Genomic DNA, 22,173 nt, shown 5'->3' on the forward strand with positions numbered 1-22,173 from the left:
GTGCCGTATCAGAATTCGGATCAAGCAAAGAGCGTCCACAGGGCGTAAGGGGAAGATGCTCGATGACTGCTGAAACACTGACTCCAGACGATTGTGTATTGCCGCTGTCCCAGGCGTTGTTGCTGCCTCGCATAGCGATTGAAAGCACCATGCCGGTGATCGACGGCGGCGAATTTGCGGTCAAGGCCGTGGTGGGCCAACGCATCAATGTCACCAGCAAGGTGTTCGCCGACGGCCACGACACGCTCGCGGTGCTGATCCGCTGGCGCGCCTTGCACGATGAAAGCTGGCACAGCGAGGTCATGGCCGATATCGGCAACGACGGTTGGGAGGGCGCGTTTACCGTCACCGCCCAAGGGCCCCATGAATATTGCATCGAAGCCTGGATCGATACCTTTGCCAGCTTCTGCTACGAACTGCGCAAGAAACATGAGGCTGGCGTGCCGGTCAGCCTTGAGTTGCAGGAAGGCCGCAGCCTGGTGCTGCTGGCCGCCGAGCGCAGTGACAGTGAGCTGCGCGAGCGCCTGATGCGCTTGCACCACGAGCTCTCCGGCCTGCTGGAAACCGAGCAGGTTGCGCTGTTCCTGCACGAAGACAGTGCGTACCTGATGACCCGGGCCGATCACCGCGCCTATTTGAGCATCAGTCCCGCGTACCCGCTCGACGTGGAGCGCGAGCGTGCGCAGTTTGCCAGTTGGTATGAGCTGTTTCCGCGCTCTATCACCGACCATCCAGCGCGTCACGGTACGTTCCTCGACGTGCATTCGCGGCTGTCGATGATCCATGACATGGGGTTCGACGTGCTGTACTTCCCGCCGATCCACCCCATCGGCCGCAGCCACCGTAAAGGCAAAAACAATGCCTTGAGGGCCGAGCAGCACGATCCGGGCAGCCCCTACGCGATCGGCAGCGAGGAGGGCGGCCACGACGCGATTCATCCGCAACTGGGCAGCCGCGACGATTTTCGGCGCCTGGTCAAGGCCGCCGCCGACCATGGCCTGGAAGTCGCCCTGGACTTCGCCATTCAGTGCTCCCAGGACCACCCGTGGCTCAAGCAGCACCCGGGCTGGTTCAACTGGCGCCCGGACGGCACGATCAAATACGCGGAAAACCCGCCGAAAAAGTACCAGGACATCGTCAACGTCGATTTCTACGCCGCGGATGCGATCCCCAGCCTGTGGACCGAACTGCGTGACATCGTGCTCGCTTGGGTCGAGGAGGGCGTGAAGACATTCCGCGTCGATAACCCTCACACCAAGCCGCTGCCATTCTGGCAATGGCTGATCAGCGATGTGCGGTCCAAGTACCCGGAGGTGATCTTCCTCGCCGAAGCATTCACCACACCGGCGATGATGGCGCGCCTGGGCAAGGTCGGTTACTCCCAGAGCTACACCTATTTCACCTGGCGCAACACCAAGGCCGAGCTGAGCGAGTACTTGGCGCAATTGAACGAGTCGCCCTGGCGCGAGTGCTACCGGCCGAACTTCTTCGTCAACACCCCGGACATCAACCCCGCTTTCCTGCATGAGTCCGGGCGCCCGGGTTTCTTGATCCGCGCCGCGCTGGCGAGCATGGGCTCGGGGTTGTGGGGCATGTATTCCGGCTTCGAACTGTGCGAAGCCGCGCCGGTGCCGGGCAAGGAAGAGTACCAGGACTCGGAAAAATACGAGATCCGCCCGCGGGACTTCACCGCACCCGGCAACATCATCGCCGAGATCGCCCAACTCAACCGCATCCGCCGGCAAAACCCGGCATTGCACACGCATTTGGGGCTGACGCTCTACAACGCCTGGAACGAGAACATCCTGTACTTCGGCAAGCGCAGCGAAGACGGCAGCAATTTCATCCTGGTGGCGGTCAACCTCGACCCATTCAATGCCCAGGAAGCGCAATTCGAATTGCCGCTGTGGGAGCTGGGCCTGCCGGACGACGCCCACACCCAGGGCGAAGATTTGATGAACGGCCATCGCTGGACGTGGTACGGCAAGACCCAATGGATGCGGCTGGAGCCGCAGATGCCGTTCGGGATCTGGCGCATCACCACGTACTAAGGATCGACATGTGGGCGGGGGCTTGCTCCCGAAAGCGCTATGCCAGCCAATGGATCAAGTGACTGTCCTGCCGCTATCGGGCGCAAGCCCCCGCGCATCGACCCGCTTCAGTCTGCAAGAATCCTCGAGTTTTCAGGAGTTTCCAATGGCGAAGAAACCCAAGGCTGCCACCTTTATCAAAGACCCGCTGTGGTACAAGGACGCGGTGATCTATCAGGTTCACGTCAAATCCTATTTCGACTCCAATAACGACGGCATCGGTGACTTTCCCGGGCTGATCGCCAAACTCGACTACATCGCCGACCTCGGTGTGAACACCATCTGGCTCCTGCCGTTCTACCCCTCGCCACGTCGCGACGACGGTTATGACATCGCCGAGTACCGCGGCGTGCACAGCGACTACGGGACCATGGCCGACGCCCGGCGCTTTATCGCCGAAGCCCACCAACGCGGGCTGCGGGTGATCACCGAACTGGTGATCAACCACACCTCCGACCAGCACCCGTGGTTTCAGCGCGCACGCAAGGCCAAGCCCGGTTCGGCGGCGCGGGACTTCTACGTGTGGTCCGACGACGATCAGAAGTACGACGGCACGCGCGTCATCTTCCTCGATACCGAGAAGTCCAACTGGACCTGGGACCCGGTGGCCGGCCAGTACTTCTGGCACCGTTTCTATTCGCACCAGCCCGACCTCAACTTCGACAATCCGCAAGTGATGAAAGCCGTGCTGTCGGTGATGCGCTTCTGGCTCGACATGGGCATCGACGGCCTGCGCCTGGACGCAATCCCGTACCTGATCGAGCGCGACGGCACCAACAACGAAAACCTGCCGGAGACCCACGACGTCCTCAAGCAGATCCGCGCCGAGATCGACGCTCATTACCCCGACCGCATGCTGCTGGCCGAAGCCAACCAGTGGCCGGAAGACACGCAGATGTACTTCGGTGACAAAAAGGGCGACGACGGCGATGAATGCCACATGGCCTTTCACTTCCCTCTGATGCCGCGCATGTACATGGCGTTGGCCCAGGAGGACCGTTTCCCGATCACCGACATCCTGCGCCAGACCCCGGAAATCCCGGCCAATTGCCAATGGGCGATCTTCCTGCGCAACCACGATGAACTGACCCTGGAAATGGTCACCGACAAAGAACGCGACTACCTGTGGAACTACTACGCCGCCGACCGTCGCGCGCGGATCAACCTGGGCATTCGCCGGCGCCTGGCGCCGCTGATGGAGCGTGACCGGCGTCGCGTCGAACTGCTCAACAGCCTGCTGTTGTCGATGCCGGGCACGCCGACCCTGTATTACGGCGATGAAATCGGCATGGGCGACAACATCTACCTGGGCGACCGCGACGGCGTGCGAACGCCGATGCAGTGGTCCATCGACCGCAACGGCGGCTTTTCCCGCGCCGACCCGGCCAGCCTGGTGCTGCCGCCGATCATGGACGCGCAATACGGCTATCAGTCGGTCAACGTCGAAACCCAGGCCCAGGACCCGCATTCGCTGCTGAACTGGACCCGCCGCATGCTCGCGGTGCGCAAGCAGTCCAAGGCTTTCGGCCGCGGCAGCTTGAAGATGCTCTCGCCGAGCAACCGGCGCATCCTCGCCTATACCCGTGAATTCACCGGGGACGACGGCCGCACCGAGATCATCCTGTGCGTGGCCAACGTCTCGCGCAGCGCCCAGGCGGCCGAGTTGGACCTCTCGGCCTTCGCCGGCATGGTGCCGGTGGAGATGCTCGGCGGTAATGCGTTCCCGCCCATCGGCCAGTTGAATTTCCTGCTGACCCTGGCGCCGTATGGCTTCTATTGGTTCGTGCTGGCGGCGGAAAACCAGATGCCCAGCTGGCATGTGGAACCGGTGCAAAGCATGCCGGACTTCACCACCCTGGTTCTGAAAAAACGCATGGAGGAGCTGCTCGACGCACCGTGTCGCGCCGTCCTGGAGCACACCTCGCTGCCGGCCTGGCTGCCCAAGCGCCGCTGGTTCGCCGGCAAGGACACGGCCATCGACAGCGTGCATATCGCTTACGGCGTGCGGTTCGGCGACCTGCAGCACCCGGTGCTGCTCAGCGAAATCGAGGTGAGCGCCGGGGGGCAGGTCAGCCGTTACCAGTTGCCGTTCGGCTTTCTCGGCGAAGACCAGTTCACCAGCGCCTTGCCGCAACAACTGGCCCTGGCCCGTGTGCGGCGCGTGCGTCAGGTGGGGTTGGTGACCGATGCGTTCAGCCTGGAACACTTTATCCGCGCGGTGATCCAGGCCTTGCAGGCCGGCACCGTGTTGAACAGCAGCGAGGGCGAGCTGCGCTTTGAAGCCACGCCGCAGCTGGCCAGGCTGCCGCTGACCGATGAGTCGCCCGTGCGCTACCTGGCTGCCGAGCAGTCCAACAGCTCGGTGGTGGTGGGCGAGAGCCTGGTGCTCAAGTTGATCCGCAAGGTCAGCGCCGGGGTCCATCCGGAGCTGGAGATGAGCGCCTACCTGACCGCAGCCGGTTACCCGAACATTTCGCCGTTGCTCGGTTCGATGATTCGGCGTGACGGCCAAGGCCAGGACAACCTGTTGATGATTGCCCAGGGCTACCTGAGCAACCAGGGCGACGCCTGGGGCTGGACCCAGAACAACCTGGAGCGCGCGATCCGCGACGAACAGGCCGAAGCGATGTCCGAACAGGAGCAGCATTACAACGCCTTGGGCGAGCTGGCCGACTTTGCCGCTTTGCTCGGGCAGCGCCTGGGTGAAATGCACGGCGTGCTGGCGGCGCCGACGGCCAACCCAGACTTCCAAGCCGAAGTCACCACCGCCAAGGATGCCGAGGCCTGGGCCAAGGACATCGCGGCGCAGATCGAGCGCGCCCTGCAATTGCTCAAACTGCATCAAAACCAATTGAACCCGGCCGATCAGGCGCGGGTCAGTGAATTGTTGGAGCAGAAAAAAGCCATCGGCGCTCAGGTCCGGGCGTTGGCGCAGGCCACGTTGGGCGGCTTGCGCATTCGCGTCCACGGTGACTTGCACCTGGGCCAGGTGCTGGTAGTGAAAGGCGACGCCTACCTGATCGACTTTGAAGGGGAACCGGCGCGGCCGCTGCACGAACGGCGCGGCAAGCACAGCCCCTATAAAGACGTCAGCGGCGTGCTGCGTTCGTTTGATTACGCGGCGGCCATGGCCCTGAATGTGCAAGGTGTGGACCACTCACCCGCAGCGGACGCGGCGCGCCAGCGTGTGACCGAGCGCTACCTGATTGAGGCGCGTCTGGCATTTATCAAGGCTTATCACGCGGCGACGGCTACACTGGCGCATGACTGGCAGGATGCCAAAGGCCAGGACGCAGCGCTGACCTTGTTCAGCCTGGAAAAGGCCGCGTATGAAGTGGCTTATGAAGCGGAAAACCGCCCGACCTGGCTGCCGGTGCCCTTGCAGGGTTTACACGGTTTGCTCAGCGGGCTCATACCTGGATCGAAATCTGTACGCGGTGGGGAGACGTCATGAGTTTTACGAATAAAGAACCGCTGCAGCCGAAACTGACAGCAATGCCGGCGTCCAACGACGTCGAAGCGCTGGTGCGCGCCGAACACCATGATCCGTTCTCGATTCTCGGGCCCCATGATGACGAGCAGGGCGGCCAGTTTGTCCGTGCGTTCCTGCCGGAGGCCTTGAGCGTCCAACTGCTGAGTCGCGACACTGGCGAGCCGATCGGCAGCCTCGACGCGACCCAGGTGCCGGGTCTGTTTATCGGGCATTTCAGCAGTCGCCAGGCCTACCTGTTGAAGATCCAATGGGCCGGTGGCGAACAGATCACCGAAGACCCTTACAGTTTCCAGCAACTGCTGCTGGGGGAAATGGACCTGTACCTGTTTGCCGAAGGCAATCACCGTGACCTCAGCAGCTGCCTGGGCGCCCAGTTGACCACGGTCGATGGCGTGCAGGGCGTGCGGTTTGCCGTGTGGGCACCGAACGCCCGGCGCGTGTCGGTGGTCGGTGACTTCAATATCTGGGACGGCCGCCGCCACCCGATGCGCCTGCGCCATCCGGCCGGTGTGTGGGAGATCTTTATCCCACGCTTGCAAGCGGGCGCGGCCTACAAATACGAGATTCTCGGGGCCCACGGCATTTTGCCGCTCAAGGCCGACCCGATGGCCCTGGCCACCCAGATGCCACCCGACACGGCATCGAAAGTCGCGTCGCCGTTACAGGTCGACTGGCAGGATCACACGTGGATGCAGGCGCGTGCGCAAAAGCAGAAGCCCACGGCGCCGCTGTCGATTTATGAGTTGCACCTGGGCTCCTGGCAGTGCGAACTGGACGAGGCCGGTGAGGTTTCGCGCCAGTACGGCTGGGGTGAACTGGCCGAGCGGCTGATTCCGTATGTGCAACAGCTGGGCTTTACCCATATCGAGCTGATGCCGATCATGGAGCACCCGTTCGGAGGTTCCTGGGGCTATCAAGCGTTGTCCCAGTTCGCGCCGACTGCGCGCTTCGGTTCGCCGCAAGCATTCGCCGAGTTCGTCAATGCCTGTCACCAGGCCGACATCGGCGTGATCCTCGACTGGGTGCCGGCGCATTTTCCCACCGATGCCCACGGCCTCGCGCAATTCGATGGCACGGCGTTGTACGAATACGCCAACCCGCTGGAAGGCTTCCACCAGGATTGGGACACGCTGATCTACAACCTGGGTCGCACCGAAGTACATGGCTTTATGCTGGCCTCGGCGCTGCATTGGCTCAAACACTTCCACGTCGATGGCCTGCGCGTCGATGCCGTGGCCTCGATGCTGTATCGCGACTATTCGCGCAAGGCCGGCGAATGGGTGCCCAACCGCCATGGCGGCCGCGAGAACCTCGAAGCCATCGACTTCCTGCGGCACTTGAACGACGTGGTCGCCCTCGAAGCCCCCGGCGCGCTGGTGATCGCCGAAGAATCCACGGCCTGGCCGGGCGTCAGCCAGCCGACCCAACAGGGCGGCCTGGGCTTCAACTACAAGTGGAACATGGGCTGGATGAACGATTCCCTGCATTACATCCAGCAAGACCCGGTGTACCGCGCCCACCATCACAATGAACTGAGTTTTGGCCTGGTGTATGCCTGGTCCGAGCGTTTCATCCTGCCGATCTCCCACGATGAAGTGGTCCACGGCAAGCACTCGCTGATCGACAAGATGCCCGGCGACCGCTGGCAGAAATTCGCCAACCTGCGCGCCTACCTGAGTTTCATGTGGACGCACCCGGGCAAGAAGCTGCTGTTCATGGGCTGCGAGTTTGGCCAATGGCGCGAGTGGAACCACGACCAGCAACTGGACTGGTACCTGCTGCAATACCCCGAACACCGTGGGGTACAGAAGCTGGTGAGTGACTTGAATCGCCTGTACCGCGAGGAACCGGCCCTGTATGAACAGGACGACGCGCCCCAGGGCTTCCAGTGGCTGATCGGCGACGATGCGATCAACAGCGTCTACGCCTGGCTGCGCTGGAGCAAGGACGGCAGACCGGTGCTGGTGGTGGCCAACTTCACCCCGGTGCCCCGTGAAGCCTACAAGGTCGGCGTACCGTTCGCCGGGCGTTGGAGCGAGGTGATCAACAGTGATGCGGACACGTATGCCGGTTCGAATTATGGCAATGGCGGAGGGGTCTTCACCGAGGATGAACCGCATCATGGTCAACCGGTATCGCTGTCGTTGAATCTGCCGCCATTGGGCGTGCTGATTTTGCGTCCGCAAGACAGTTAACGGCGCTAAGGTGCTGGCGTCTATTGTCCGCGCTAGTGGCAGGGTGCCACAATGGCACCTTTGTCGCGGCAGTCGAATCAGGCGGTTTTCATGAATGGCCTTGGGCATGAGCAAGACCAGGATTGCGTTATTGAGGAGCAGGTGCGAACCGACCGTTTGCATCAGCTGTTTCGTCAGTCATTTGCCGCCATTTTCGGCAGCTATCTCGCGGCGGCGATGCTTTGCTGGCTGTGTTGGGACCGTTTTGACCACCAGGTCATGCAGGTATGGCTGGCGGTGCTGGCGGCGTCATCGTTGCTGCGGGTGAAAATGTTCCTCGAATGGTTTCGCAGCCCCTACAGCGAGCGCACGCCGGAACGCTGGGAGCGCCGTTACTGGATCACCTTGATACTGTCCGCGAGCATCTGGGGCGCCGGTGCCTTTGCCGTAATGCCCAGTGACGACCGGATGTCCCAAGTACTGGTGATGTTGTTTACCGTGGGCATGTCCGTCAGCGCTGTCTCGTGCTATTCGGCCTATCGCTACATGACCATGGTGTCCATGGGCCTGGTGTTGCTGCCGTGTACGCTGTGGCTGCTGTTTCAGCCGTCGTCGATGCAGGTCGGCGTGGCGATTGCGGTGCTGGTGTTTTCCTCGTTTGTGGTCAGTGCCACGCGCAAGTTGTCCGGCGCCCTGGAAAAAGCCTTCCGCCTGACCAGGCAGATGGAACGCGCCCACACTATTTCCGCGCGCGCCGCACAGACCGATGAACTCACCGGGCTGATGAACCGTCGCGCGTTTTTCGAACATGCACAATTGCTGTACGCGCAGTGCCGCCTCAACCGGCAGCCGCTGTGTGCGTTGATGATCGACATGGACCACTTCAAGCAAATCAACGACACCTATGGCCACCAGGCCGGCGACCAGGTATTGCGGCAGATCGGCGGAGTGATCACCGCGTCGTTTCGCCAGGCCGATGTGTACGGTCGCCTGGGGGGCGAGGAGTTTGCGGTGTTGCTGCCCAATACCTCGCTGGAAACCGCCCGGGGTATCGCTGAGCAGTTGATCAAGGCCATCTCGTGCATGGCTTCCGAACCTGTGCAGGGCATGACCGCCAGTCTCGGCGTGGCGTCGACCTGCACCTTGGATGGCGACCTGCACGCGTTGATGAACACCGCCGACAAGGCGCTGTACCGCGCCAAGGCCCTCGGCCGTAATCAAGTGGTCGTGGCGGAGTAGGGCTCAGTCCTTGAACATGGCCTTGGCCAGCACCCGCGCCACCTGGTCGGCGGAGTAGGGCTTGGCGAGAAACTCGAACCCTTCGTAGCCGCTTTCCGCGAGTTCTTCGCTGTAGCCGGAGGTGAGCACCACCGGCAGGTCGGCGCGACGTTGGCGCAGGAGCTTGGCCATCGCCACGCCGGTCATGCCCGGCATCACCACGTCGGAGAAAATCGCGTCGAAAGCCGCGGCATCCGGACCGGCCAGCGCCAGCGCCTGTTCGGCATTGGTCGCCCAGGTGGTCTGGTAACCGAGGTCCTGGAGGATCTGGTTGGCGAAACGGCCTACGTCCAGGTTGTCTTCCACGATCAGGATATTGCGCAGGCTCGTGTCGTGGGGCGGTGTCGGGTCACTAGGGGAGGGCTCGTGGCGGGCGTCCTCCGGCTCGACCTCGGGCAGATACAGGGTAAACACCGTGCCCTGGCCAAGACAGCTGGCCACGTCGACATTGCCACCGGACTGCTTGGCGAAGCCGAACACCTGTGACAACCCCAGGCCCGTGCCTTTGCCCACGGCCTTGGTGGTAAAGAACGGCTCGAAAATGCGCTCGAACGTTTCCCCCGGAATGCCGCTGCCGGTGTCGGCCAGGGCCACCGTGACAAACGGCTGGCAGGCTTGGGCATCGCCCCGGATGCTCGGCATCGCGTCCACCGTGCCCACGCGCAGGGTCAAGGTGCCCTGGCCGTCCATGGCATCGCGGGCGTTGAGTGCGATATTGATCAGCGCGGTTTCGAACTGGCTCGAGTCGACCCGGACATGGCACGGCCGCTCGGGCAATTGAACCTGCACATGAATGCGCGCACCGGTGACACTCTCGAGCATCTCGCCAATGTCCTTGACCCGCTGCGCCACATCGAAGACTTCCGGGTTCAGCGGTTGGCGGCGCGCGAACGCAAGCAACTGGCTGGTCAACTTGCTGGCGCGCTCGACGGTGTCCGACACTGCGCGCATGTAGCGTTGGCGCCGTTCTTCGGGCAGCCCGGGCTGACGCAAAAAGTCCACCGACGAACGAATGATGGTCAGCAGGTTGTTGAAGTCATGGGCCACGCCGCCGGTCAATTGGCCGATGGCTTCGAGTTTCTGCGATTGACGCAACGCCGCTTCGGCCTGGGCCAGCGCAGCGGTGCGTTCTTCCACGCGCTGCTCGAGGGTGGCGTTCAATTCGGTAAAGGCCGCCAACCCTTCGCGCACGGCGGCATCGGCGCGCACCCGTTCGATGTGCGCCCAGGACCGTTCGGTGACTTCGGCCAACAGTGCCAGGTCATACGGCGACCAGGTCCGCCCTGCTGTGCTGTGAACCGCCATCAAGGCCGTAAGGCGACCGTGTTTGATCAGTGGTATGCAGATCGTGGCGGTGATGCCCAGGGCCTGGAACGCCGCGGCTTCCTGTGCGGGCAGTTCAAGCCGGTTGTTGCCGATCACCAGCGGCTCACCGGCCCGCAGGCACTTGACCGCGGTTTGCCCGAAGGCCTGCAGGCGGTAGTGGCCGACGATGCTGGGCGAGCCGGGAGCCGTCCAGTTGTCACGGATGGTGAAGCCGTCTTCATCGGCGTCCATATCGGCGTAGGCGCAGATGGACACTTGCAGGTGCTGCGCCAGCAGGTGCGTGGTGGCGGTCATGATGGCTTCGGCATCGGTGGCATTGGCGACCGTGCTGCCGATGGTATCCAGCACCGCAAGGCGGCGCGAAAGGAACACCGTGGCGGTGGTTTCGGTCACGGTGTCGAGCATGCCGACGACGTGGCCCCGCGGGTCGCGGATCGGGCTATAGCAGAACGTGAAGTACGCTTGTTCCGGCGCCGCGCCGCGTTCGATCACCAGCGGGAAGTTTTCGATATAGGTCGCATGGCCCTGGAAAGCCGCATCGGCGATGGGGCTGATGTCGTCCCAGACCTCGCTCCAGATCTCGCTGAACGGACGCCCCAGGGCATAGGGTTTATTGCCCAGTATCGGAATGAACGCGTCGTTATAGAGGGTCGTCAATTGAGGCCCCCACACGATGGCTTGGGGGAAACTTGAAGCAAAGCACAGCGCCACGGTGGTCTTGAGCACATCCGGCCAGTGTTCCAGCGGACCCAGGGGCGTACTGGCCCAGTCGTGCTGGCGTACCCGCTCGGCCATGTCGCTGCTGCTTTGCAGCCAATTCATCATCGGGTGAACACCTTGTTTGCCACGGTCTGTTTGGATGCCTGATGCGTCAGGCCAATAAGCAACAGACAGAAATGATTGCTGCCGGTTCAGCGCAATTATCCATGAGATGGCACTTTGATGCTTCACCCGCTGGGATAGATCTCATCGCGGGTGTTCACTTACTGTTGTGTTCCGAACACCGCTGTCCAATAAATGCCTGCATCGCTCTTCGGGTCCATGGCGTAGGCGGCGCCCACTTCACGGAATTGCGGGTTCATCAGGTTGGCGCAATGGCCGGGGCTGGCGAGCCAGCCGTCCACCACTTTGCGCGGGGTGTCGAGGCCGGCCGCGATGTTTTCGCCGATGTTCTTCGCGCTGTACCCGGCCAGCTCGGCACGGTCGCCCGGGGTGCGGCCGTCGTGGTCCAGATGGTCGAAGAAATTGCCGTTGGCCATGTTGCGTGTGTGGCTGTTGGCGGCACTGGCCAAGGTGTCGTTCCACGACAGTGGCGTGGTCGCGGTGAACGCCTGGGGACCGCATTGGCGCGGTTGTGTGCGGGCGGCGTTGATCAGGTTCAGCAATTGCCTGCCTTCGGTCTGCCAATCGCCCAGGCCGCTGGACAGCAGCGGGCGGGCGAGCACGATGCGCCAGTCCTGGCCGCTGTTGCTCACGCCGATGTCGACGAATTGCGGGTCCAGCACCACGCGGCAGAAACTCTCGCGCACGGCTTTCATGGCCGCCTGGGCATCCTTGGGCCCGGACAGGCTGATTGCCTGCACGTTGACCATCGGGTACGCCGCGCGGGCCAGGGCCTGCTGCAAGTCGCCGACATTACTGGCCGGCAGCACCAGGCGTGTATCGCTGGCCAGCGGTGGCAGTTCCTGGGAACCTTGGTCGCCGCAGCGTTGCACCTGGCTGCGGTAAGCGTTGATCTGTTGCACCAACTGATTTTCTTCATTCGCCATCGCGCTGGCGCAGAACACCAGGCTGGCGGCCAGCGTCGTCAGACCCATCATCAATGACAGCACGCGCATGGACGTTACCCTTGAACTTGAAAGTGCCCATGATGCGCGATGTAGGGGCGTCCATGCACCCGTTGGTCCGAACTTTTTTCCTCGGGTTTTGAATGCCGGATGTTCACGGCCCTGGTCATACAAGGCAAACGCCACCACCCGCCGCGCCGGCATGGCGAGGCTGATCAACCCGTCATGAGCGAGGATATTCGGCTCACGCCAACTGACGCGCGGGCTGCCGCCGCCATGCCATGGCGCTGGCGAGCAGGATCAAAGCGAATGCCGCGGTAAAGGTTGCGTGCAGACCGTCAGCCACGGATTGCGGCGTGGCGTGGGTGACATCGGGAGTGGTCCAGGCAAACATCGCGCCCAATGCCGACGCACCGAAAATCAGCCCCAGGTTGCGTGACAGGTTCAGCAGGCCTGAGATCGTGCCTCGGCGTGCCGCATCGGCTTCGCTCATCACCGCAGTGTTGTTGGCGGCCTGGAACAGGCTGTAGCCCGCCGTCAGCGTAATCAATGAGGCAAGATAAGTGACCAGCCCGGACGCCAGGCACAGCGACAGGGCGCCACTGCCGCAGACAGCCAGCCCCACGAGTGTCATGACGTGGCTGCCAAAGCGTTCGCTCAGACGACCGGCCGGAATGCCGGTGAGCGCCGCGACACCAGGGCCGACGGCCATTGCCAGGCCCATCCCGGCCGGATCGAGCCCAAGCCCTCGGGACAAGTAGAACGGCCCGACGACAAAGGTGGCCATGATCACCGCCGACACCAACGCACTCATCACCAGGCCGGCGCGCAACGAGGTCGACTGCAATAAGCGCCAAACGCCACCGCCGCCGACCAGTGGCGCGGGTGGCTGATCCACCGGCAAGTAGCGCCAGGCGAGGGCGGCCGCGAGCAAGCCCAGCGGCATCCCCACCAGAAACAGCGCGCGCCACCCCCACACACTGAGCAACAGGCCGCCCACGCCGGGGCCCATGGCGGTACCGACGGCTGACATCGTGCCGAGCAAGCCCATGACACGCGCAATGCGTGCTTGGGGGACGGTGTCGCCGACCATCGCTAACGTCATCGCCATCATGATCGCCGCGCCCAAACCTTGCAGGCTGCGCGCCGCAATCAGCCACCGCAGGCCAGGCGCGACACCGCATAACCCGCCGGCCAAGGCGAACAGCAGCAAGCCAGCGATCAACAGCCGCCGTCGCCCCAGCCGATCGCCCAGGCGCCCGGCACTGACGATGACTGCCGTGATCGCGAGCAGGTAGGTGAGCACCACCCATTGCGTCGCGTGAAAGGATGCATTGAAGGCCTGCGCGAGGCTGGGCAGGCCGACATTGGCGATGCTGGTGCCAAGGGCGGCCAGCAACATGGACAGGCACAGGCTGACAAGACCGCCACGGGAAGAGGTATGCATGGAAGATTCCTTGAATGAACGCAACTGTCGTAAATCTACGGCGTGGCCTAACATGGCGGAAGACGCATGAGTTGCACTAAATACCTGCATATGACGCCTGCCATGGAGCGCTGATGCCCGATCTCAATTTGCTGATCACCCTGGATGTATTGCTCGCCGAAGGCAGTGTCGCCCGTGCGGCCAAGCGCCTGCGGTTGAGCCCTTCGGCCATGAGCCGGGCGTTGGCGCGCTTGCGTGCGACCACCGGCGACCCGTTGCTGGTCCGCGCTGGCCGCGGCCTGGTGCCGACGCCCCGGGCGTTGGCACTGCGCGAACAGGTCAGCCAACTGGTGCAGGGCGCCCAGGCGGTGTTGCGCCCGGCACAGGCGCTGGAGATGGCCCACGTGGTCCGCACCTTCACCCTGCGAACCAGCGAGGAGTTTGTCGAAGGCTTCGGTTCGGCGTTGCTCGCCCGTCTCGCCGAGGACGCCCCCGGCGTGCGCCTGCGCTTCGTCAGCAAGACCGACAAGGACACTGCGCAACTGCGCGAAGGCAGCGTCGACCTGGACATCGGCGTGGTCGACCCCACGGCCAGCCCTGAAGTGCTGACCCAGGCGCTGTTTCGCGATCGCTTGATCGGCGTGGTGCGCAGCGGCCATCCCCTGAGCCAAGGCGAGATCAGCGCTGCACGGTTTGCCGAGGGCCGACACCTCTACGTATCGCGGCGCGGCCAGGACCGCGGCCAGATCGACGACGTCCTCGAAGCCCAGGGCCTGACGCGGCAGATCGGCAGCATCGTCGCGAGCTTTTCCAGCGCCATCGCCCTGGCACGCAACACCGACCTGATTGCCTCGGTGCCCGAGCGCTATACCCCAGACCGGCGCGACCTGTTCTGTTTTGCGCTGCCGGTGGCGTTACCCGCGTTTACCGTGGCAATGCTCTGGCACCCACGGTTGGACGCCGACCTGGCCCATCGTTGGTTGCGCGGGTGTTTGCGTGAGGTGTGCGGACGATGACAGTGCGGCCCGTCCCCGGGGCGATGTGCATGCGAGCCGCCAGGCATGCAGATCATGGCGGGTATGCCTATCGATCCCGAACCTGCTGCAACAGGTACAATCCCATCTGCCTTGACGCGAAACTCCAGGAATTTGCATGTTCAGCCTTACCCGCTACACCACGCCGTGCCCCGAACCGATCAACAGCCAGATCCTGCAGATGGTGGTCGACAACCTCACCGACATCAGCAGCGTCGCGCTGCCGCCGAGTAACCTGCTCTACAACATTTACCAATATGCCATCGGCTTTGAGGTGCATTTGTACCTGCAGGCGCTGGACGGGTCGAAGGGGATCGCGGTCGAACTGATCGTCGCGACGTCTGCGCAAGACCCGGAAAAAGTCATTGGGTTTTTGCTGTACTTGCCGGTCAAGGACGACCCAGAAGCCTGCGGTGTGGCGTTCATGGCCGTACAGGCAGGCAGCCGGCGCCAGGGCGTGGCGCGGGGCATGATGCAAGAGGTGCTGGCACGTTACCCTCACGCCGAACTGGCCTGCGCCGTGGACAAAGTGCCGGCCTTCGCGGCGATGGGCTTTCAGGTGCGCGGCGCGCGCGGCACGCAGGTGCTGATGAACACCCGCGCCTACGCCACCGATGGCTTGATGGGCGTGCTGGATGTGGCCGCTATCTATAGCTCATTGGAAGTGCGGCAGATTCATACCTACCTGCTGCAAAAACATGGCAAGCGCGCCATGGTGGATGCCGAGAAGCAACGCGACCGGCACCTGGATCAACTGGCGCACAAGGTCCGCTTGTTTGTGCAGGGGCGAGGCTGAAAAACGCCTCTCAACGGGCGCTGTGCGCCCCGCGATTGACCATTGCCAGAATGGTCGCCAGCAACTCCTGTTGCGCCTCTTCACGGCTGAGCTCACCGCTGGCCGCCGCATGAGACAAGGCCTCCGCCGCCCCGAGCATGGCCCGCAGCCCCGCCTGGGACACGCTGCCGCCCGGCGCGAAGGGGGCCATGACGTCGCGGCACTTATCGAGAAAGAGTGCTTCGTACTTGCGCTTGAGGCTTTCCAACTCCGGTGAGCTGCTCAGCGCGGCGATCACCCCCGGAATTTCCCGGCCCTGCAACAACACGCAGTCGACATAGGATGAGGCGATCACCCACGCGCGATCTTCCAGGGTCGGGCTGCTGGCTTCGAGGGCGTCGGCAAGCACCTGATTCTGGCGCCCATCGAAATCCTCATACAACGCCGCCAGCAACCCCGCGCGGGTAACGAAATGGTCATAGACCACCGGCTTGGTCACGCCCGCTCGTTCCGCCAGGTGGCCGAGGGTCAGGGCTTCGGTGCCTTCTTCACGCACCAGTTGCCAGGCCACGTCCAACAATTGGCGCAGACGATCTTCACGCGACAGCCGACGACGTGGGGCAGGGGATTCACTGCTTGACATGCTTATATACCAAAAGTAACTTACCAAAGGTAACTTAAGCCCAGCATAAACCCAATGGGAGTCACTGTCATGCACGCACTGATCGTTGTTGCTCATCACGACCCGCAATCCCTCACCCACAGCCTCGCCGCGCAAGTCGCCGCCGGGCTGAGCGCGTCTGGCCATACGTTCGAAATCGCCGACCTTGCCGCCGAAGGCTTCGACCCGCGCTACAACGCTGCCGACCAGCGCGTACATCGCACCCGCGCCGAACCGCCGGCTGACGTCGCCGCCGAACAAGCCCGCATCGACCGCGCCGACGCCCTGGTCTTGGTGTTCCCCATTTACTGGTGGTCGCTGCCAGGCCTGCTCAAGGGGTGGATCGACCGCGTGTTCGTCAACGGCTGGGCGATCGACTACGGCCCCGACACTCCGGTGGTGAAGAAACTGCGGCACTTGCAGGTTCACCTGCTGGCCCTCGGTGCTGCCGATCAAAGCGCGTTTGAGCGCCATGGTTATGCCAAGGCCATGCACACGCAGATCGATTACGGGATCTTCGATTACTGTGGCGCGCAGGTGCTGACGTCAGCGTTGCTGCTGGAGTCGGAAAGCGGCCAGGTGCAGGTGCATCTGGATCACGCCAAGGCAGTGGGCCAGGGTCTGTTCGAAACCGAGACGGTCGCCGGATGATTTCGTTGCGAGCAGGGAACCAGAAACCGTTGGACAACCAATCAAGGCGTTCACAATCACTGGAGATTTGATAATGACTTCAATTTCTGCTGCATCTGGATCCGCACTGATTGCTCCTCCCATTGACACATCCCAGGAAAAACCCACACAAGATCAAGTGAGACAAGAGCAGGAAAACAATGCGAACCAAGACAGTCCGTATCCAAATCTATCAAATGGCGACCTGCAAAACTTGACCTTTGATCAACACAATACGCTCGATAAATATCCCAATATGAACTTTCAGCAAGTGGTGGATGCACATGGGAAAGAGTTTCCAAATATATCGCCTAGAGAAGTTCAAGATTTGAACTCCGAGCAAGTGGACAGGCTTATCAAGTATCCCACTATGTCTTACCAAGACGTGCTTAATGGGCATGGCGTGAAAGGCGGCGATAATTTCATCTGGTAACTACGTTAGTTGCGGCACGCCTCAGGCCTGGAGCAGCAGCTTGGTGGCGATGCACTGAAAGGACCGACTAGAGTCCAAGCAGGTCATGTGCATCCAGCAGCCGGTAGGCAATCTCCGGTCGTTTCTCCAGGCCTCGGCGAATCGCCGCCGGGATCGATTGCCGGGTCTTGCGGCACAGCCCGGGCAGTTCGTCGATGACGATCTGAATCCCGCGCATGCTCTTGACCTCGGTGTGCCCCGGCGCGATCTGCACGCGGATACCCAATAGCGCGTACATGCGCTGCTGCATGTGTTCGAGGTCTTGCAGGCTTTGCAGGTCTTCCAGGCGTTCGATCAGACGTTTTTCTTCCTGGCGCGTCAGGTTGAGGATGCGCAGGTCGGCGCCTGGGGTTTGCAGCAGCTGTTCGCGGTCACAGACACAGGCGCCGGGCGGGCAGGGTTGGCGAATGTTCATGATCAAGCCCTCCCCATCTCGACGTCGCGGACTCAGTAGCGCAGGGCGACACCCAGGCTGCCCAGTGCCTTCCAGTAGTCAGGATAGGTCTTGGCCACGCAGTCCGGGTCCTGAATACGAATACCCGAGACCTTCAGCCCGGCCAGGGCGAAACACATGGCGATGCGGTGATCGGCGTGGGTGTCGATCAGTGCAGTGCAGGCCGTGCCTGCCAGTGCCGGATCGCTGGCCACCAGCAGGTCATCGCCTTCGATGCGGGCCAGGCCTGGGCGGATCTGGTTGAGGCCGTCGTGCAGCGCCTGCACGCGATCACATTCCTTGACCCGCAGGTTGGCCAGTTCGGTGAAGCGCACCGGGCTGTTGTTGAACGCGGCCAGTACGGCAAGCGTCGGGATCGCGTCCTGCATTTGCGAACCCACCACTGTGGCCTGCATGTTCGGGAACTGCGCGATCAGCGCCTGGGCCTTGGCGTCCGGCTGGGTGAAGTCGTGTGCGGCGACACCGATATCGATGTGCCCGCCGGTCAGCACTTCAGCCGCCCACAGATAGGTGGCGGCGGAGGCGTCCGGTTCGATCAGGTAGTCATGGGCGGTGTAGCCGCTGGGAGCGACGCACCAGGTGGTGTCGTCGACCACCTCGACCTGCGCGCCGAATGCACGCATGCAGTCGAGGGTCAGGTCCACATAGCCGCGGGCGCCGATGTCCTTGCCGGTCAGCGCCACTTCAATCGGCGCTGCGCCGCAGGCCGCGAGCATCAGCAAGGCCGATACGTATTGGCTGGACAGACCGCCGTCGATCTCAAAGCGCGTGGCCTGGACCTTGCCCACGCCATGCACGGTAACCGGCGGGCAACCGGTCGGGCTGTCGACCTGGATGCCGTTCTGGCCGAGGGTGGCGAGCAGCGGGCCGATCGGGCGTTTGCGCATGTAGTCGTCGCCGTCCAGCACCACGGTGCCTTGCACGGTGGCGACGGCGGCGGTGAGAAAACGCATCGCGGTGCCGGCATTGCCGAGGAACAGCGGCTGCGCAGGCAATTGCAGCTGGCCTTGGCCCGTGACCACGAAGGTGGTGTCGTCCGGCTCGTCGATGATCACGCCCATCTGGCGCAGGGCCACCGACATGTGCCGGGTGTCATCGCTCTTCAACGCGCCGCTGAGGCGGCTGGTGCCCTTGGCCAGGGCGGCGAGCAACAGCGCGCGGTTGGTAATGGATTTGGAGCCGGGGGGCGCGACCTTGCCATTGAGGGGGAAAGTGGGCGGTGTAACGGTCACGGTTTTCTGCGAACTCAAGGTACAAGGCTCCTGATTCAAGGCAAGGTGGCACGGAGTGGCCGACGGGCGGACCCGAATAATCGGGCATAGACGTCACGCTTGTCGAGGCTTAGCGCTGGGCGAGCGAGTAATCATGCAGCGCCCGCGCCGCCGGTTCGATCTCGCTGACGCGCTGCTGATGCGCCTGTACATCGAGGTCCGCCGGCAGTTCGAAGTTGTCCTGTTCGGCGCACCAGGAGATTTTCTCCAGCAGTGCGGCCTGTTCGGCGGGCAGTTCAGGCCAGTTGCCGATAGCGGCGCCACGGATATAGCCAAAGCACCATTCTTCGGCGAGGGTCAGGGTCTGGCCCTGATGCTCCGTGTCGTCAAAGCGCGCCCGGAAACCTTTGGCGTCGGTGGCCAGTTGGGCGGCGCGGGCGTTCATGTGGCGAACGCACAGTTCGAGGAACTGCTTGGCTTCTTCGGCACTTTCCCACTGCGGGTTCTGCCCGCCCCAGATCGCCGGGAACCACTCGGCGATATCGACCGGTGCCGGGCTGGACACCAGTGCACAGAAGTAACCATCGAGTTCGGCGAGGTTCAGCACCGAGTGGTCGTCACCGTACTTGAGCAGGGTTTCTTCGATCAGGTCGAAATCGGCGGGGGCCAGAGGTTGGGTGAGCATGGGGCGTATCCTTTAAACGTCGAGCGCCGCTGCGGCAGCGGCTTAAAGCGCGAAGGATGGCGCCTGAGGCGGTTTTTATCCAGCCTTTTCCAAGGCCGACGGCCCGTCCCGGATGAATTTTAGCAGTCCCGTTTTTGGCTGATGCGCCGTGGCTCACCCTTGTTATAGTTCGGCTCTTATTACTCGCCAGTCAGGGATCACTGCCATGTCCGAATACCAAGCCTTCGTCGTCGAGCTCATTGGCAGCGTTGCCCATGTGCAGATCAACCGCCCGGAAAAGATCAACGCCATGAACGCGGCGTTCTGGACCGAGATCATCGATATCTTCCGCTGGGTCGACGACACCGACGCCGTGCGCGCCGTGGTGCTCAGCGGTGCCGGCAAACATTTCTCGTCCGGCATCGACCTGATGATGCTGGCCTCGGTGGCCAATGATTTTGGCAAGGACGTGGGCCGTAATGCACGCCTGTTGCGGCGCAAGATCCTCGAACTGCAAGCCTCGTTCAACGCCGTCGACACCTGCCGCAAGCCGGTGTTGGCCGCGATCCAGGGCTACTGCATCGGCGGTGCCATCGACCTGATCAGCGCCTGCGACATGCGTTACGCCGCCGAGGACGCGCAGTTTTCCATCAAGGAAATCGACATCGGCATGGCGGCCGACGTCGGCACCCTGCAGCGCCTGCCGCGCATCATCGGTGATGGCATGCTGCGCGAGCTGGCCTACACCGGTCGCCAGTTCGGCGCCGAGGAAGCGCGCAGTATCGGCCTGGTCAATCGCGTGTATCCCGATCAGGAAAGCCTGTTGGCCGGCGTACTGGACATCGCCCGGGAAATCGCCGCCAAATCGCCGATTGCCGTGACCGGCACCAAGGCCATGATCAGCTACATGCGTGACCATACAGTCAATGACGGTCTGGAATACGTTGCCACCTGGAACGCGGCTATGTTGCAATCCAACGACTTGCGCGTGGCCATCGCGGCCCATATGAGCAAGCAGAAACCCGAATTCGTGGATTGACTGATATGACCCCAGGCTGGATTACCACCACACTGCTGGACAACCAAACCCCCGGCGGCTGGGCCGTCGCGCGCAGCCGCGAGGGTTTTTTACACGACACCAATGGCGCGCTGTTCCCGCGGGAATGGCTCAAGCGCCAGGACCTGGCGGTGTTCGCCGAACACGGTATCGGCCATCTTGACGGCGAGCCGGTGTACCTGCTCGAACTCAATGCCGCCAGCGACGTGCCTGGATGCAGTTGGCAAGGCCTGCGCGGCTTCATGCTGCAAGGCGATCACCGGCTGTACAAAGTGCTGGCCTATGCCGCGCAGATCGGCACCTGGGCGCGGGAACACCGTTTTTGTGGCAGTTGCGGCCAGGCCATGGTCCAGGTGCCTCGGGAGCGGGCGATGTTCTGCGAGGCTTGTGACCTGCGCAGCTACCCGCGCATCTCGCCGAGCATGATTGTGCTGGTGACCCGTGGCGACGAGATCCTGCTGGCGCGGTCGCCGCGCTTTGTCCCCGGGGTCTACAGCACGCTGGCGGGGTTTGCCGAGCCGGGTGAGTCGGCCGAAGACTGCCTGATCCGCGAAGTTCACGAAGAAGTGCAGCTGGAAGTCCGCAATATCCAGTACGTGGGCAGTCAGTGCTGGCCGTTTCCCCATTCGATGATGCTGGGCTTCCATGCCGAGTACGCCGGTGGCGATATCGTGCCCCAGGCCGATGAGATCGAGGACGCGCAGTGGTTCAACATCCACGATTTGCCGCCGTTGCCGGCGTCACGCTCGATTGCGCGTTACCTGATCGACCTCTACGTGGCCCGCCGCTTAGGCCACGCTGAACCAGTGCTGCCAGGCTAGGCGCACCGTCAGGCCGAGGACCACGGCGATAAACACCGGGCGAATGAATTTGGCGCCGCCGCTGATTGCGCTGCGTGCGCCAAAGAACGCGCCCACCATCACCGACACGCCCATGGCCAGCCCGACGATCCAGTCCACCGAACCGTTGATGATAAACACCGACAGCGCCGCCGCGTTGCTGACGAAGTTCATGCTGCGCGCCACGCCGCTGGCTTTGACCAGGTCGATGGGGTGCAGCAGCATCGTGCTCACCGTCCAGAACGCGCCGGTGCCGGGGCCGGCCACGCCGTCGTAGAAGCCCAGGCCGAAGCCTTGGGTGGCCTGCCATTTCTTCTTGATCGGTGCGTCGCCCTCCAGCGGCGCCTTGGGCGTGCCGCCGAACAACAGGTACAGGCCGCAACCGAAGACGATCACCGGGAGCATCTTGTTCAGGGTTTCGGCGGGCAGGTAGTGGGCGACGATGGCGCCGGCCAGGGCGCCGATAAACGTACCGACGATGGCATGTACCCACTGGCGCGGGTGAAACAGCTTGCGTCGGTAAAAGGTGAAACTGGCGGTGGCCGAGCCGAAGGTGGAGCTGAGTTTGTTGGTGCCCAGTACCAAATGGGGCGGCATGCCGGCGGTGAGCAGGGCCGGAGTGGTGAGCAAGCCGCCACCGCCGGCGATGGCGTCGATGAAGCCGGCGATGAACGCAACGACGGCCAGGATGGCGAGGGTAGTGAGGTCTACGCTGAGTTCGAAGGGCATGGGCAGGGCTTATGGTTGGCAGGGCGCTATGCGA

18 protein-coding genes are annotated in these 22,173 nt (G+C 62.9%); 10 read left to right on the plus strand and 8 right to left on the minus strand.

From position 1 onward, the window contains the following. Positions 1-62: 62 nt before the first annotated feature. The 4 genes from JN756_RS14090 to JN756_RS14105 all read left to right on the plus strand — a co-directional run bounded on the left by JN756_RS14090 (position 63) and on the right by JN756_RS14105 (position 8,996). Positions 63-2,051 carry an alpha-1,4-glucan--maltose-1-phosphate maltosyltransferase gene (locus JN756_RS14090; protein WP_046383200.1) on the plus strand — a complete coding sequence of 663 codons (1,989 nt, stop codon included), beginning with the start codon at positions 63-65 and terminating at the stop codon, positions 2,049-2,051. Positions 2,052-2,196: 145 nt separating this feature from the next. Continuing rightward, complete coding sequence (gene treS, locus JN756_RS14095; RefSeq protein WP_046383201.1) at positions 2,197-5,544, plus strand: maltose alpha-D-glucosyltransferase; 3,348 nt, start codon at positions 2,197-2,199, stop codon at positions 5,542-5,544. Continuing rightward, positions 5,541-7,778 carry a 1,4-alpha-glucan branching protein GlgB gene (gene glgB / locus JN756_RS14100; RefSeq protein WP_046383202.1) on the plus strand — a complete coding sequence of 746 codons (2,238 nt, stop codon included), beginning with the start codon at positions 5,541-5,543 and terminating at the stop codon, positions 7,776-7,778. The genes treS and glgB overlap by 4 nt, the downstream gene beginning before the upstream one ends. A gap of 51 nt (positions 7,779-7,829) precedes the next feature. Beyond that, the gene (locus JN756_RS14105) at positions 7,830-8,996 is read left to right on the plus strand and encodes a GGDEF domain-containing protein (protein WP_201022184.1); all 1,167 of its coding nucleotides are present in this window, start codon (positions 7,830-7,832) and stop codon (positions 8,994-8,996) included. Positions 8,997-8,999: 3 nt separating this feature from the next. Here the strand turns inward: JN756_RS14105 and JN756_RS14110 are convergent, their stop codons facing one another. The 3 genes from JN756_RS14110 to JN756_RS14120 all read right to left on the minus strand — a co-directional run bounded on the left by JN756_RS14110 (position 9,000) and on the right by JN756_RS14120 (position 13,595). Further along, complete coding sequence (locus JN756_RS14110) at positions 9,000-11,186, minus strand: GAF domain-containing protein (RefSeq protein ID WP_201022185.1); 2,187 nt, start codon at positions 11,184-11,186, stop codon at positions 9,000-9,002. Positions 11,187-11,344: 158 nt separating this feature from the next. Continuing rightward, the gene (locus JN756_RS14115) at positions 11,345-12,199 is read right to left on the minus strand and encodes a CAP domain-containing protein (protein ID WP_201022186.1); all 855 of its coding nucleotides are present in this window, start codon (positions 12,197-12,199) and stop codon (positions 11,345-11,347) included. Positions 12,200-12,392: 193 nt separating this feature from the next. Next, positions 12,393-13,595, minus strand: a complete 1,203-nt coding sequence (locus tag JN756_RS14120) for an MFS transporter (RefSeq protein WP_108526613.1) — start codon at positions 13,593-13,595, stop codon at positions 12,393-12,395. A 113-nt stretch (positions 13,596-13,708) separates the two neighbouring features. On the opposite strand from JN756_RS14120, the gene JN756_RS14125 reads away from it, so the two are divergent. Together JN756_RS14125 and JN756_RS14130 are read left to right on the plus strand one after the other, a co-directional pair. Beyond that, positions 13,709-14,590, plus strand: coding sequence for a LysR family transcriptional regulator (locus JN756_RS14125; protein WP_046383206.1), 882 nt, complete (start codon positions 13,709-13,711; stop codon positions 14,588-14,590). 136 nt (positions 14,591-14,726) lie between these two features. After that, positions 14,727-15,404 (plus strand): GNAT family N-acetyltransferase, encoded by a 678-nt coding sequence (locus tag JN756_RS14130; RefSeq protein ID WP_046383207.1) that lies wholly within the window; start codon positions 14,727-14,729, stop codon positions 15,402-15,404. Positions 15,405-15,414: 10 nt separating this feature from the next. Here JN756_RS14130 and JN756_RS14135 read toward each other — a convergent pair whose 3' ends face one another. Beyond that, on the minus strand, positions 15,415-16,026 hold the full coding sequence (locus JN756_RS14135; RefSeq protein WP_046483623.1) for a TetR/AcrR family transcriptional regulator: 612 nt from the start codon (positions 16,024-16,026) through the stop codon (positions 15,415-15,417). A 69-nt stretch (positions 16,027-16,095) separates the two neighbouring features. On the opposite strand from JN756_RS14135, the gene JN756_RS14140 reads away from it, so the two are divergent. Then, a complete protein-coding gene (locus tag JN756_RS14140) occupies positions 16,096-16,695 on the plus strand; it encodes an NAD(P)H-dependent oxidoreductase (protein WP_017848457.1) in 600 nt (199 codons plus the stop codon). A gap of 73 nt (positions 16,696-16,768) precedes the next feature. Beyond that, complete coding sequence (locus JN756_RS14145; protein WP_126589031.1) at positions 16,769-17,146, plus strand: hypothetical protein; 378 nt, start codon at positions 16,769-16,771, stop codon at positions 17,144-17,146. 67 nt (positions 17,147-17,213) lie between these two features. On the opposite strand, the gene JN756_RS14150 is transcribed toward JN756_RS14145, so the two are convergent. The 3 genes from JN756_RS14150 to JN756_RS14160 form a co-directional block, all read right to left on the minus strand. Beyond that, positions 17,214-17,600 (minus strand): hypothetical protein, encoded by a 387-nt coding sequence (locus tag JN756_RS14150; RefSeq protein WP_017848459.1) that lies wholly within the window; start codon positions 17,598-17,600, stop codon positions 17,214-17,216. A gap of 32 nt (positions 17,601-17,632) precedes the next feature. Continuing rightward, positions 17,633-18,889 carry a 3-phosphoshikimate 1-carboxyvinyltransferase gene (gene aroA / locus JN756_RS14155; protein ID WP_128192501.1) on the minus strand — a complete coding sequence of 419 codons (1,257 nt, stop codon included), beginning with the start codon at positions 18,887-18,889 and terminating at the stop codon, positions 17,633-17,635. A 91-nt stretch (positions 18,890-18,980) separates the two neighbouring features. After that, on the minus strand, positions 18,981-19,535 hold the full coding sequence (locus tag JN756_RS14160; protein WP_017848461.1) for a UPF0149 family protein: 555 nt from the start codon (positions 19,533-19,535) through the stop codon (positions 18,981-18,983). A gap of 205 nt (positions 19,536-19,740) precedes the next feature. Here JN756_RS14160 and JN756_RS14165 point away from each other — a divergent pair, with 205 nt between their 5' ends. Beyond that, complete coding sequence (locus JN756_RS14165) at positions 19,741-20,553, plus strand: crotonase/enoyl-CoA hydratase family protein (RefSeq protein WP_017848462.1); 813 nt, start codon at positions 19,741-19,743, stop codon at positions 20,551-20,553. A 5-nt stretch (positions 20,554-20,558) separates the two neighbouring features. Further along, complete coding sequence (gene nudC / locus JN756_RS14170) at positions 20,559-21,392, plus strand: NAD(+) diphosphatase (RefSeq protein WP_017848463.1); 834 nt, start codon at positions 20,559-20,561, stop codon at positions 21,390-21,392. On the opposite strand, the gene JN756_RS14175 is transcribed toward nudC, so the two are convergent. Further along, complete coding sequence (locus tag JN756_RS14175) at positions 21,360-22,139, minus strand: TSUP family transporter (RefSeq protein WP_201022187.1); 780 nt, start codon at positions 22,137-22,139, stop codon at positions 21,360-21,362. The two genes, nudC and JN756_RS14175, sit on opposite strands and share 33 nt — an antisense overlap. Between the last annotated feature and the right edge of the window lie 34 nt (positions 22,140-22,173).

Origin of the sequence: Pseudomonas sp. Y39-6 (assembly GCF_023651955.1) — a bacterium.
In the GTDB taxonomy this organism is placed as follows: domain Bacteria; phylum Pseudomonadota; class Gammaproteobacteria; order Pseudomonadales; family Pseudomonadaceae; genus Aquipseudomonas; species Aquipseudomonas veronii.